The following is a 13084-nucleotide window of genomic DNA, read 5'->3' as shown; positions in this document are numbered from 1 at the left end:
CCGTCCGACCCAGCCCATGACACTGGCTCTGCCGGCCGCGAGGGGCCCTGCCGTTGGCTGCATATGCCCCCCGCATGACCGCAATGGCGTCACACGTTAAACTCCCGCCGTGAATACTCCCACCTACACCGCCCAGCAACTCGCCGAGCAGTTCGGCCTGCAGGTCCATGGCGATCCCGCTACCGCCATCCATGGCGTGGCCACCCTCGCCCATGCCGGTCCTGGCCAGCTGACCTTCCTTGCCAACCCGCGCTACCGCGCCCAGCTGGCCGACAGCCAGGCCTCGCTGGTGGTGCTGCGTGCCGACGACGCCGAGTCCGCTCCCGGCGCCGCGCTCGTCGCCAAGGACCCGTACACCACCTTCGCCAAGATTGCCGCACTGTTCGACATCGCGCCGACCCGCCCGCCGGGCATCCATCCCAGCGCAGTGATCGATCCCAGCGCCCAGGTCGCGGCCAGCGCCCATATCGGCCCGTTCGTCTCGGTGGGTGCGCGCAGCGTCGTCGGCGAGAACTGCATCATCGGCACCGGCAGCGTGATCGGCGAGGACTGCAGCCTGGATTCCGGCTGTGAGCTGATCGCACGGGTCACCCTGGTCACCCGGGTCAGGCTGGGCAAGCGCGTGCGCGTGCATCCCGGTGCCGTGCTCGGCGCCGATGGCTTCGGCCTGGCGATGGACGCCGGCAAGTGGATCAAGGTGCCGCAGCTCGGCGGCGTCCGCATCGGCGATGACTGCGAGATCGGCGCCAACACCTGCGTCGACCGTGGTGCGCTGGAAGACACCGTGCTGGACGAAGACGTGCGCCTGGACAACCTGGTGCAGATTGCCCACAACGTGCAGATCGGCGCGCACTCGGCCATTGCCGGCTGCACCGGCATCGCCGGCAGCGCCAAGATCGGCCGTTACTGCCTGCTCGGCGGCCACGTTGGCGTGGTCGGCCACCTCGAGATCTGCGACAAGGTCGTGATCACCGGCAAGTCGGTGGTCCGCAACTCCATCCATGAGCCGGGCGAGTACTCGTCCGGCACCCCATTGACCGACAACCGCACGTGGCGCAAGAACGCCGCGCGTTTCAAGCAGCTGGACGCATTGGCTCGCCGCGTTCTGGCTGCTGGCAAGGAGAAAGAATGAACGATTCGCTGCAGCTTCCGATCGACGTCTGCCAGATCCAGGAACTGCTTCCACATCGCTACCCGTTCCTGCTGGTGGACCGGGTGCTCGAACTCGACGTCGAGGCCAAGCGGATCCTGGCGCAGAAGAACGTGAGCATCAACGAGCCGTTCTTCCAGGGCCACTTCCCGGGCCGCCCGATCATGCCCGGGGTGCTGATCATCGAAGCGCTGGCGCAGGCTGGCGGTGTCATGACCCAGCTCACGCTCGGCCGCGATGCGCAGTCCAAGCTGTTCTACATGGTCAAGGTGGAAAACGCCCGCTTCAACAAGCAGGTCGTGCCCGGTGACGTGCTGATGCTGGACGTGCAGATGAAGCGCCTGATCCGCAACATGGGCTGGTACTACGGCGAAGCCAAGGTCAACGGCGAAGTCGTCGCGTCGGCCGAGGTCATGTGTGCCGGCGCCAAGGGCTGATCCACTGGAGGCAGCAATGACTGACAACGCACCGCGGATCCACCCCACCGCCGTCATCGACCCGGCCGCACGCCTGGCCGACGATGTCCAGGTGGGCGCCTTCACCCTGATCGGCCCCGACGTTGAAATCGGTGCCGGCACGGTGGTGGGCCCCCATTGCAGCATCCACGGCCCGACCCGGATCGGCCGCGACAACCGCTTCGTCGGCCATGCCGCGATCGGTGGCGAGCCGCAGGACAAGAAGTTCGGCGGCGAGCGTACCGAACTGGTGATCGGCGATCGCAACGTGTTCCGCGAGTTCGTCACGCTCAACCGTGGCACCGGCGGCGGCGGCGGCATCACCACCATCGGCAACGACAACTGGATGCTGGCCTACACGCACGTGGCACACGACTGCCATGTCGGCAACTTCTGCGTGTTCTCCAACAACACCACTCTGGCTGGCCACGTGACCGTGGGCGACTACGTGATCATCAGCGGCTTCGCCGGTGCCCACCAGTTCTGCCGCATCGGCGCGCATGCCTTCCTCGGCATGGGCGCGCTGACCAATGGTGATGTACCGCCGTTCACCATGGTCGGCACCGATTCGCTGGGACGCCCGCGTGGCATCAACAGCGAAGGCCTGAAGCGGCGCGGCTTCGACGCTGACCGCATTTCGGCCATCAAGCGTGCGTACCGCACGCTGTACGTCGCGGGCCTGCCGCTGGCAGAGGCCAAGGTGCAGCTGACCGAACAGGCGCGTGACAGCGACGACGTGAAGGCGATGCTGGACTTCATCGAGCACGCCGAGAGGCCCCTGCTGCGATGAGCAGCTCGACCGGCCAGGCGCCGGCCGGCGCCGCGGTGATCCCGCTGGCCTCGATGGCCGGCAGCGTTCCCGCACAGCGGGTGCTCAGCGAGCGCCCGTTGCGGATCGCGCTGGTTGCCGGTGAAGCCTCCGGCGACCTGCTCGGTGCGGGCCTGGTGCGTGAACTGAAGGCGCGCTTCCCGAATGCCGAGTTCGCCGGTATCGGCGGCGATGCCATGCGCAGCGCCGGCTGCCAGACCTGGCACGATGCCAGCGAGCTGGCGGTGATGGGCCTGACCGAAGTGCTGCGCCACCTGCCACGCCTGCTCAAGCTGCGCTCGGCGTTCCGCCAGCGTGCGCTGGACTGGCAGCCGGACGTGTTCATCGGCATCGACGCCCCCGACTTCAACCTGGGCATCGAGCGCTGGTTGAAACAGCGCGGCGTGCGCACCGTGCATTACGTCAGCCCGTCAGTCTGGGCCTGGCGCGAAAAGCGCGCCGAGAAGATCGGCAGCAGCGCCGACCTGGTGCTGTGCCTGTTCCCGATGGAGCCGCCGATCTATGCCCGGCACGGCATCGACGCGCGCTTCGTCGGCCACCCGATGGCCGATGACATTCCGCTGCAGGGCAACCGCGAGGAAGCACGCGCCGCGCTCGGCCTGCCAGCCTCGGCCAAGGTGCTGGCGGTGTTGCCGGGCAGCCGCCTCGGCGAGATCTCGCGCCTGGGCGAGCCGTTCTTCGAAGCGGCCTGGCAGGTCTCCGAACGCATTCCGGGCCTGCACGTGGTGGTGCCTGCCGCCAACCCGGCCTGCAGGCAGCTGATCGAAGAACAGCTGTCGCGCTCGGCGCTGCCGGTGGCCTACTCGCACGTGCTGGACGGCCAGGCGCGCAACGCAATGATCGCCGCCGACGTGGTGGTGCTGGCCTCCGGTACCGCGACCCTGGAGGCCATGCTGGTGAAGCGGCCGATGGTGGTCGGTTACCGTGTCAACGAACTGACCTATCGACTGGTGAAGGCGCTTGGCCTGATCAAGGTCGACCGCTTCGCCCTGCCCAACATCCTGGCCGGGCAGGACCTGGCACCGGAACTGATGCAGCACGACTGCACGCCGGACAGGCTGGCCGCGGCCATCCAGCAGTGGTTCGACCACCCGCAGCGGGTGAGCGACCTGCAGGACACTTACGTGCGCCTGCACGAACGCCTGCGACGCAACGCCTCGGCGCGTGCCGCCGATGCCGTCGGCGAGCTGCTGATGCGCGACCAGGCCCAGGCATGAGCCGCCGTCACGCCGCCGCAGCCAGCCTGACCCTGTTCGACGGCGTGGCCGTGGTCGAGCCGGAGCGTCTTGTGGCCGGCGTCGACGAGGCCGGGCGTGGCCCGCTGGCCGGGCCGGTGGCGGTGGCGGCGGTGGTGTTCGACCCGGCGCGGCCACGGATCAACGGCCTGGACGACTCCAAGCAGCTCACCGCGGCCCGCCGCGAGCAGCTGCATGACCGCATCATCGAGCGCGCCCTGGCCTGGCACGTGGTGCTGGTGGACGTGGACACCATCGACCGCCTGAACATCTACCAGGCCACCCTGCAGGGCATGCGTGACGTCGTTGCAGCGGTCGCCCATGTGGCCGGCTTCGCCCGCATCGACGGCAATGTGGTGCCCAAGGGCCTGGTGCTGCCGGCGCAGGCGCTGGTCGGCGGCGATGGCATCGACCGCGCAATCATGGCCGCATCGATCCTGGCCAAGGTCTCGCGCGACCGCTACATGCAGGATGTGCATGCCCGCCACCCGCAATACGGCTTCGAGCAGCACAAGGGCTACGGCACTCCGGCCCACCTCGCCGCCCTGCGCGAGCACGGCCCCTGCGTGGAGCATCGGCGCAGCTTCGCACCGGTGCGTGAGTGCCTGGACCTGGCGCAGGCGGCGGCCATCGCCTGAGCCAGCTGGAGTTGTAGGGCCGAGCCCATGCTCGCTGCTGTGGACAGCCGAGCATGGGCTCGGCTCTACAGAAGGCGGCCTCCCGCACGCCTGAATCCGGCGCCACGCCCTGCCCCTGTCAAGCCTTGTGGCAACCCCCTGCCCTCGCTACCCTGACCGGGCATTCCAGCGCTTCCCGACCCCGGCGACGAACCTCCGTCAGCACCCGGGGCCCGCGCGCTCCAACCTGGTCCGGCATGTCCAACTCCCGCTTCGTACATCTCCACGTCCACACCGAGTTCTCGCTGGCGGACTCCACCATCCGTGTGCCGGCCAAGCCGGACCAGGCGGACCCGAAGAAGGCCAAGCAGGCCAACCTGCTGTCGCGCTCGGTGGAGCTCGGCCTGCCCGCGCTGGCGGTGACCGATCTCAACAACCTGTTCGCCCTGGTCAAGTTCTACAAGGCCGCCGAAGGCGTCGGCATCAAGCCGATCGCCGGTGCCGACGTGCTGATCGCAGAGGAAGGCCAGGACCCGTGGCGGATGACCCTGCTGTGCCGCGACCGCGAGGGCTACCTGAGCCTGTCGCGGCTGCTGACCCGCGCCTGGATGGAAGGCCATCGCCCGGAAGGCGGCGTGGCCATCCACCCGGACTGGCTGAAGGCCGGCAATGCCAACCTGTTCGCGCTGGCCGGCCGGCAGAGCCTGGCCGGGCGCCTGGCACTGGACGGCAAGCATGAACTGGCCGAGCAGCAGCTGGCCGACTGGCAGCGCGTATTCGGCGATGGCCTGCACCTGGAGCTGACCCGTACCGGCCGCGAGGGCGAGGAAACCTTCAACCAGTTCGCGCTGATGGCCGCTGGCCAGCGCGGCCTGCCGGTGGTCGCCAGCAATGACGTGCGCTTCCTGTCGCCGTCGGATTTCAGCGCGCACGAAGCGCGCGTGTGCATTTCCACCGGCCGCGTGCTGGACGATCCCAAGCGTCCGCGCGAGTACAGCGACCAGCAGTACCTGAAGTCGGCCGAGGAGATGTGCGCGCTGTTCGCCGACATCCCCGATGCGATCGACAACACGCTGGCGCTGGCCGAGCGCTGCAACATCGAGATGCGGCTGGGCACCTACTTCCTGCCCAACTACCCGGTGCCCGACGACGAGACCCTGGACACCTGGATCCAGAAGATGTCGCGCGACGGCCTGGAAGAGCGCCTGGAGAAGAATCCGCTGGCGCCGGGCAAGACCCGTGAGGAGTACTTCGAGCGCCTGGAGTTCGAGCTCAACACCATCATCAAGATGGGCTTCCCCGGCTACTTCCTGATCGTGGCCGACTTCATCCAGTGGGGCAAGAACCAGGGCATCCCGATCGGTCCCGGCCGCGGCTCGGGTGCCGGCTCGCTGGTGGCCTGGGCGCTGAAGATTACCGACCTGGACCCGCTGCCGTACAACCTGCTGTTCGAGCGATTCCTGAACCCGGAACGCGTGTCGATGCCCGACTTCGACATCGACTTCTGCATGGACCGCCGCGACGAGGTGATCGACTACGTCGCCCGCAAGTACGGGCGCGAGCGCGTCAGCCAGATCATCACCTACGGCACCATGGCCGCCAAGGCGGTGGTGCGCGACTCCGGCCGCGTGCTCGGCTTCCCGTATGGCCTGGTCGACGGTGTTTCCAAGCTGATCCCGAACATCCTGGGCATCCACCTGAAGGATGCGCTGGGCAAGGGCAAGGAAGGCCCGAGCTCGGAAATGGCCTCGGCCGAACTGATCCAGCGCTATGAGACCGAGGACGATGTCCGCGACCTGATCGATCTGGCGCTGCAGCTGGAAGACCTGACCCGCAACGCCGGCAAGCACGCCGGTGGCGTGGTGATCGGGCCCGAGCCGCTGAGCGAGTTCTGCCCGCTGTACGCCGAACACGACGAAAATGGGCTCGGCAAGAACCCGGTCACCCAGTTCGACAAGAACGACGTTGAAGAAGTGGGCCTGGTGAAGTTCGACTTCCTCGGCCTGCGCACGCTGACCATCATCGACTGGGCAGTGAAGGCGATCAACAAGCGCCACGAACGCGCGGGCATTCCGCCGGTCGACATTGCCGCGATCCCGCTCGACGATGCGCCCACCTACAAGGACATCTTCGCCAACGGCAACACCGGCGCGGTGTTCCAGTTCGAGTCCTCGGGCATGCGCCGCCTGCTGAAGGACGCGCGCCCCGACCGCTTCGAAGACCTGATCGCGCTGGTGTCGCTGTATCGCCCCGGCCCGATGGATCTGATTCCCTCCTTCAACGCGCGCAAGCACGGCCAGGAAGAGATCATCTATCCCGATCCGCGCACCGAAGCGATCCTGAAGGACACCTACGGCATCATGGTGTACCAGGAGCAGGTGATGCAGATGGCGCAGATCGTCGGCGGCTACTCGCTGGGCGGCGCTGACCTGCTGCGACGCGCGATGGGCAAGAAGGTGCCGGCGGAAATGGCCAAGCACCGCGAGATCTTCCGCGAAGGTGCAGCCAAGGGCGGCGTCGACGGCCCCAAGGCCGACGAAATCTTCGACCTGATGGAGAAGTTCGCCGGCTATGGCTTCAACAAGTCGCACGCCGCTGCATACGCACTGGTCAGCTACCAGACCGCCTGGCTGAAGCGCCATTACCCGGCCGAGTTCATGGCGGCCACGCTGTCTTCGGACCTGGACAACACCGACAAGGTGGTTGGCTTCCTCGACGAGGTGCGCAACCTCGGCCTGACCGTGCTGCCGCCGAAGGTGAACCAGTCGGCCTTCATGTTCGAAGCGGTCACGCCGGACACGATCCAGTACGGCCTGGGCGCGATCAAGGGCGTCGGCCAGGGCGCCTGCGAAGCGGTGGTCGAGGAACGACTGAAGGGCGGACCGTTCAAGGATCTGCTGGACTTCTGCACCCGCGTCGGCTCGGCCAAGCTCAACCGGCGCACGCTGGAAGCGATGATCAACTGTGGCGCGCTCGATGAACTCGGCCGCAACCGTGCCTCGCTGATGCTGCAGCTGCCGGAAGTGATCAAGGCCACCGACCAGATGGCACGCGAGCGTGCGTCCGGGCAGAATTCGCTGTTTGGCGGGCCCGATCCGAGCACCGTTTCGATCCAGCTGGACCTGCCGGAAGCCGAAGAATGGCCGCTGCTGCAGCGCCTCAACGGCGAGCGCGATACGCTGGGCTTCTACCTCAGCGGCCACCCGTTCGATCCCTGGCGCGACGATGTGCGCGATCTGGTAGGCAACGACCTGGGTTCGGTGGAGAAAATCTGGAGCGCCAACAGCGGCGGCGGTGGCGGCGAGAAGCGCTGGCGCCCGGAAGTGCAGACCGTGCTGGCCGGCCAGGTGGTCGGCGTGCGCCGCAAGGGCGAAAGCCAGATTTTCATCCAGCTGGAGGACGGTCGCGGCCGGGTGGAGTGCAGCGCGTTCTCCGATGCGATGGCCGAGTTCGGCCACCTGATGACCAAGGACCGCATCCTGGTGGTGAAGGGTGGCCTGCGTGAGGACGAATTCAACGGCGGCTTCGCGTTGCGCATCCGCCAGTGCTGGGACTTCGACGAAGTGTGCGCCAACTACGCCACGCGGCTGTCGCTGCGCCTGGACCTGCGCCAGCAGCGCCCGGTCTGGGAGCGCATCAATGCCCTGCTCGACCGCCATCGCCCGGGGCGCACGCCGCTGCGCCTGGACCTGCTGCTGAAGGGCCCGCACGGCGGTGTCGCCGGCATGCTGGATGTCTCCGGGCAGAGCGCAGTGCGCATCGATTCCAAGCTGATGGAGGCGCTGCGCGCCGACCCGGCCGTACGTACGCTGAAGGTGCGCTACAGCCCGCCGTGGGCCAGCTGAGGCTGGCTGCTTCGTGTTCCTGCTTTTCCCGTTCCAGTCATCAAGGACGATTGCCGATGAAGACCCTGCTGTTCCCGTTCGTTGCCGCACTGGCGCTGGCCGCCTGCTCGCCGTCGAAGATCGAGTTCCAGATCGACAATCCGACCGACACGCCGCTGGCGCTGAGCATCGACGGCCAGGACCTGCCAGTGGCTGCGCACGGCTCGCGCCCGGTCTCGCTGGCCATTGGCGAGCATCGCCTGCACACCGACACGCTCGGCGATGTGCGCTTCATCGTCTACGTCGATGGCCGCGGCGGCCTGATCAACCCGACCCTGAGCGAGTACGTGATCGCTCGCGAGGTCTATGTCACCGACGAGAGCAAGCTGAAGAACTTCGGCACCGGCAAGGCCGGCATCGAGCTGGGCGGCGTCGACTTCGAGGGCCCGTTCGAGAAGAGCCACGAACTGTTCATCGACAAGACCTGGACCTACGGCGTGCGCGAACCCTTCCCGACGGAAAAGGTGGTGGCCCACGTCGACGCCAGCGGCGGCCAGATCGTGGCCAAGGTGTTCACGGCACCGGATTTCATCGCCTACGTCGAAGAAGGCATGGGCGAACCCGGTGCATTCAAGCGCGAACAGCCGGCCGGCTACGTGGCCCCGGCGTTCAGCCTGGAACCGGCCCCGGCCAGCCTGCCGGCACTCGACCCCGCCTTCGAGGCGCACGCCGCGCCGCTGCGCGAGGTCTATGCCCGCTGGCTGAAGGCCACCACCGCCGATGAACAGAAGGCCCTGCGCAAGCAGGACTTCGACGCGCAGATGGCCTTCACCTCGGCTACCGCCGCCCTGGGCAGCGGCCTGGGCCGGGAGGCCAACGAGGCCTACAACGACTTCGTTTCCCGGCGCAGCCAGTTGATGGGCCGCAGCGCCCTGGTGGTGCCCTGAGCTGACTGGCGCCGCCTGCCCGGCTGCGCTACCGTCGCCTTCCAGACGAAGGCGTACGGGTGGTTTGCACGCATTCGGCTAGAATTGCCCCCTTCTTTACACGACGGCTTCCGATGAATCCGAACTACCTCGACTTCGAGCAACCCATCGCCGACCTGGAAGCCAAGATCCAGGAACTGCGCAACGCCAGTGCCGGGCCGGCGGTCAATGTCGAGGCGGAAGTGCACGCGCTGCAGGACAAGCTGCGCATGCGCACCGCGCAGATCTTCCGCAACCTGACCTCGTGGCAGGTGCTGCAGCTGGCCCGGCACCCGTCGCGTCCGTATACCGCCGACTACATCCGCGTCATGTTCGATGAGTTCCAGGAGCTGGCCGGTGACCGCGCCTTCGCCGACGACAAGGCGATCATGGGCGGCCTGGCCCGCATCAATGGCCGCGCGGTAATGGTGATCGGCCACCAGAAGGGCCGCGATACCAAGGAAAAGATCAAGCGCAACTTCGGCATGCCCAAGCCGGAGGGTTACCGCAAGGCGCTGCGCCTGATGAAGATGGCCGAGCGCTTCGGCCTGCCGGTGCTGACCCTGATCGACACCGCCGGCGCCTGGCCGGGTATCGACGCCGAATCGCGCGGGCAGTCCGAGGCCATCGCGCGCAACCTGATCGAGATGGCCGAGCTGAAGGTGCCGATCATCTGCACCGTAATCGGTGAAGGCGGCTCCGGCGGCGCGCTGGCGCTGGGCGTGGGCGACCGCACCGTGATGCTGGAATACGCGGTGTACTCGACCATCACCCCGGAAGGCTGCGCCTCGATCCTGTGGAAGGACGCGGGCAAGGCCAAGGAAGCGGCCGAACAACTGGGCCTGACCGCCCCGCGCCTGAAGAGCCTGGGCCTGGTCGATAAGGTCGTGCGCGAGCCGACCGGTGGCGCCCACCGCAACCCGACGCAGATGGCCAAGCGCCTGAAGGCCGTGCTGCTGAACGAGCTGGACGCGCTGGAGAAGCTGTCCACCGAACAGCTGCTGGAGCAGCGCTACGCGCGCCTGCGCAGTTACGGTACGTACGAAGCGGCCTGATTCATCGGCTTGTTACTTTCTTGCTGGTGCAAGAAAGTAACCAAAGAACACGCCGCCGAACGCGAGCCGGTGCCACGCACCGGTTCCCTGCGCTTCTCGGTGAATCAGGGGACGGCGCCGAACTCGCTGCGCTCAGACATCGGCGCCTCTTCGCCCCTGTTTCACCTGCGATGCTCGGCTCGCTCATGGCGGACCTGAACATCAAACGCCACAGCTGCACCCAGTAGATCCACGCCATGCGTGGATGCATCTGTGCGATGCGCTGCGCGCCCCGTTCAGAACGGCTTGGCCAGCACCAGCCACACGATCGGAATGAACGCCAGCAGCGGGATCTCGTTGATCCAGCGCAGCGCGCGCGACGACGGCAGCGCCCTGCCCTTGGCCACGCCCTTCAACAGACGGCCGATCCAGCTGAAATACACCAGCAGCACCACCACCAGGCCCAGCTTGGCGTGCAGCCAGCCAGCGCCGCCCGGCGCGACCATGGTCGGGAAATCCGGGATGACCTTGTAGCCCAGCCACAGCACCAGGCCCAGCACAAAGGCCAGGCCGAACATCGAGTGGCCGAAACGGTACAGGCGCAGGCCCATCAGCTGCAGGCGCTCGGTCACCGCCGGCTGGCCTGCGGTCTCGGCCAGGTTGACCAGGATGCGCGGCAGGTAGAACACCGTGGCCATCCACGCCACCACGAATACGATGTGGAAGGTCTTGACCCAGTAGTAGCTCTGCATGCGCTCGCTCCGGCGGCTGGCGTAGATGGGCGCCCATTGTCGCAGTAGAGCCACCTCCTGGGTGGCTGCCGCGTCCAATCGCCGCATCAGGACAGCCACGCATGGCGTGGCTCTACTGCGGGTCCGCAACACCCGGGGGCGCAACACCGTACGATAGGCGCCGTTTTCCCCGATCGCGCACCGCCCCATGGACAAGACCTACGACGCCGCCTACTTCCAACGCTGGTACCGCCGCGCCGACATCGGCGGCAGCGCCCGCCTGGCGCGCAAGGTTGCCCTGGCGGTGGCCAGTGCCGAGTACTACCTCGAACGACCGATCCGCAATGTGCTGGACATCGGCTGCGGCGAAGGCGCCTGGCGCGCACCGCTGCTGAAGCTGCGTCCGAAGGTCGAATACCTGGGCTTCGACAGCAGCGAGTACGCTGTGCGCCGCTATGGCCGCACCCGCAACCTGCACCTGGCCAGCTTCGGCGACTTCGCCTGGCTGCGGCCCTGCGCCCCGGTCGACCTGCTGGTGTGTTCGGACGTGATGCACTACGTGCCCGACCGCGAGCTGCGCGCCGGCCTGTCCGGCGTGGCCGAGCTGACCGGCGGTGTGGCCTTCCTGGAGACCTTCGCCGCCGAGGACGCGTTCGAAGGCGACCACGACGGCTTCCAGGCCCGCCCAGCACGCTGGTATCGGCGGACGCTGGCCCGGCACGGCCTGCAGCCGGTCGGGTCGCACTGCTGGCTCGGCCCCGCCCTGGCAGGCGATGCCGCCGCGCTGGAACGGATGTGAATCCAGATTCATTATTTTCAGCCAACTTAACCTGCGGGACACCCGGATGGGATATGCTGCGCGGCAACATATGACCATACATATTCGGTCGTCATGCTCTATCAACTGCACGAACTGACCCGCAACCTGCTCGCCCCCTGGGTGCACCAGGCCCAGGCCAACGCCAGATTCTTCGCCAACCCGGGCCACTGGTGGTCGCAGATGCCCGGCGCCGATCGCCTGGCGGCGGTCAATGAGCTGTTCCACCGCATCGGCAAGGATTACGAGAAGCCCGAGTGGGGCATCAACGAAATCGAGGTCGACGGCGAGCGCGTGCCGATCGTCGTGCACGAGGAAGTGAGCAAGCCGTTCTGCAAGCTGCTGCGCTTCAAGCGCCACAGCAATGAAGCCGAACAGCTGCACACCATGCTCAACCAGCCGTTCGTGCTGGTCGTGGCACCGCTGTCCGGGCACCACGCCACGTTGCTGCGCGATACCGTGCGCACGCTGCTGCGCGACCACCGTGTGTACGTCACCGACTGGGTGGACGCGCGCATGGTGCCGGCCAACGAAGGCGAGTTTGGCCTGGACGATTACATCGCCTACATCCAGGAGTTCATCCGCCATCTGGGCGTCGAACGCCTGCACGTGGTCAGCGTGTGCCAGCCGACGGTACCGGTGCTGGCCGCGGTTTCGCTGATGGCCAGCCGTGGCGAGCCGACACCGCGCACCCTGGTGATGATGGGCGGCCCGATCGATGCACGCTGCAGCCCGACCGCAGTGAACAACCTGGCCACGCAGAACCCGCTGTCGTGGTTCGAGAACAACGTCATCCACACCGTGCCGGCCAGCTATCCCGGCGCCGGCCGCCGCGTGTATCCGGGCTTCCTGCAGCACGCCGGCTTCCTGTCGATGAACCCCAGCCGCCACTTCAGTTCGCACTGGGATTTCTACACCGACCTGGTCAAGGGGGACCTGGAAGACGCCGACGCGCACCGTCGCTTCTACGACGAGTACAACGCGGTGCTGGACATGCCGGCCAAGTACTACCTGGATACCATCCGCGTGGTGTTCCAGGACTTCCTGCTGCCGCGTGGCGAGTGGGTGGTCAATGGCGAGAAGGTCGATCCGTCGGCGATCCGCGATACCGCGCTGCTGAGCATCGAGGGCGAACTGGACGACATCGCCGGCCTCGGCCAGACCGAAGCAGCGCAGGCGCTGTGCACCGGCATTGCTGCTGACCGCCGCGAGCATTTCATCGTCGAAGGCGCCGGCCACTACGGCATCTTCAGCGGCCGTCGCTGGCGCGAAGTGGTGTACCCGAAGGTCCGCGACTTCTTCGCTGCGCATGCCGAGGCACCGGCGGCAAAGGCCACGAAGAAGAAGAGCAACGTCACTCCGTTGCGGCGAAAGGCGGGGTAACTCCCCGCGGTGGGGTCGGATCCCTTTCCAACGGAAAGAGCTCT

The 13084-nt window shown here is 67.1% G+C and carries 11 protein-coding genes; 10 read left to right on the top strand and 1 reads right to left on the bottom strand.

Annotation, left to right across the window (positions count from 1 at the left end; genetic code table 11):
- Positions 1 to 109 precede the first annotated feature (109 nt).
- The 8 genes from lpxD (at position 110) to A7X97_RS20990 (ending at position 10130) form a co-directional block, all read left to right on the top strand.
- On the top strand, positions 110 to 1132 hold the full coding sequence (gene lpxD, locus A7X97_RS21025; protein WP_065177436.1) for a UDP-3-O-(3-hydroxymyristoyl)glucosamine N-acyltransferase: 1023 nt from the start codon (positions 110 to 112) through the stop codon (positions 1130 to 1132).
- Entirely contained in the window at positions 1129 to 1587 is a 459-nt protein-coding gene (fabZ, locus tag A7X97_RS21020; protein WP_005415845.1) for a 3-hydroxyacyl-ACP dehydratase FabZ, read from the top strand. Before lpxD ends, fabZ begins: the two co-directional genes overlap by 4 nt.
- A 16-nt stretch (positions 1588 to 1603) precedes the next feature.
- A complete protein-coding gene (lpxA, locus tag A7X97_RS21015; protein WP_005415844.1) occupies positions 1604 to 2395 on the top strand; it encodes an acyl-ACP--UDP-N-acetylglucosamine O-acyltransferase in 792 nt (263 codons plus the stop codon).
- Between the two features lie 53 nt (positions 2396 to 2448).
- Positions 2449 to 3651, top strand: coding sequence for a lipid-A-disaccharide synthase (gene lpxB / locus A7X97_RS21010; protein ID WP_227836671.1), 1203 nt, complete (start codon positions 2449 to 2451; stop codon positions 3649 to 3651).
- The gene (locus A7X97_RS21005) at positions 3648 to 4307 is read left to right on the top strand and encodes a ribonuclease HII (protein ID WP_049416727.1); all 660 of its coding nucleotides are present in this window, start codon (positions 3648 to 3650) and stop codon (positions 4305 to 4307) included. The genes lpxB and A7X97_RS21005 overlap by 4 nt, the downstream gene beginning before the upstream one ends.
- 236 nt (positions 4308 to 4543) lie before the next feature.
- On the top strand, positions 4544 to 8131 hold the full coding sequence (gene dnaE, locus A7X97_RS21000) for a DNA polymerase III subunit alpha (RefSeq protein WP_072166815.1): 3588 nt from the start codon (positions 4544 to 4546) through the stop codon (positions 8129 to 8131).
- 56 nt (positions 8132 to 8187) lie between these two features.
- A complete protein-coding gene (locus A7X97_RS20995; RefSeq protein WP_088496935.1) occupies positions 8188 to 9057 on the top strand; it encodes a YajG family lipoprotein in 870 nt (289 codons plus the stop codon).
- A gap of 113 nt (positions 9058 to 9170) precedes the next feature.
- Positions 9171 to 10130 (top strand): acetyl-CoA carboxylase carboxyltransferase subunit alpha, encoded by a 960-nt coding sequence (locus A7X97_RS20990; protein WP_072166817.1) that lies wholly within the window; start codon positions 9171 to 9173, stop codon positions 10128 to 10130.
- Between the two features lie 275 nt (positions 10131 to 10405).
- On the opposite strand, the gene A7X97_RS20985 is transcribed toward A7X97_RS20990, so the two are convergent.
- The gene (locus A7X97_RS20985) at positions 10406 to 10861 is read right to left on the bottom strand and encodes a CopD family protein (protein ID WP_053497082.1); all 456 of its coding nucleotides are present in this window, start codon (positions 10859 to 10861) and stop codon (positions 10406 to 10408) included.
- A 187-nt stretch (positions 10862 to 11048) separates the two neighbouring features.
- Between A7X97_RS20985 and A7X97_RS20980 the strand changes: the two genes are divergently transcribed.
- Positions 11049 to 11639, top strand: coding sequence for a class I SAM-dependent DNA methyltransferase (locus tag A7X97_RS20980; RefSeq protein WP_111008404.1), 591 nt, complete (start codon positions 11049 to 11051; stop codon positions 11637 to 11639).
- Between the two features lie 93 nt (positions 11640 to 11732).
- Complete coding sequence (locus A7X97_RS20975) at positions 11733 to 13040, top strand: polyhydroxyalkanoate depolymerase (RefSeq protein ID WP_061480170.1); 1308 nt, start codon at positions 11733 to 11735, stop codon at positions 13038 to 13040.
- The last annotated feature ends 44 nt before the right edge of the window (positions 13041 to 13084 follow it).

Origin of the sequence: Stenotrophomonas sepilia (genome assembly GCF_003244875.1) — a bacterium.
GTDB classification, from domain to species: Bacteria; Pseudomonadota; Gammaproteobacteria; order Xanthomonadales; family Xanthomonadaceae; genus Stenotrophomonas; species Stenotrophomonas sepilia.
The sequence above is the reverse complement of the archived record's forward strand: the minus strand, read 5'-3'. Positions and strand labels throughout refer to the sequence as shown.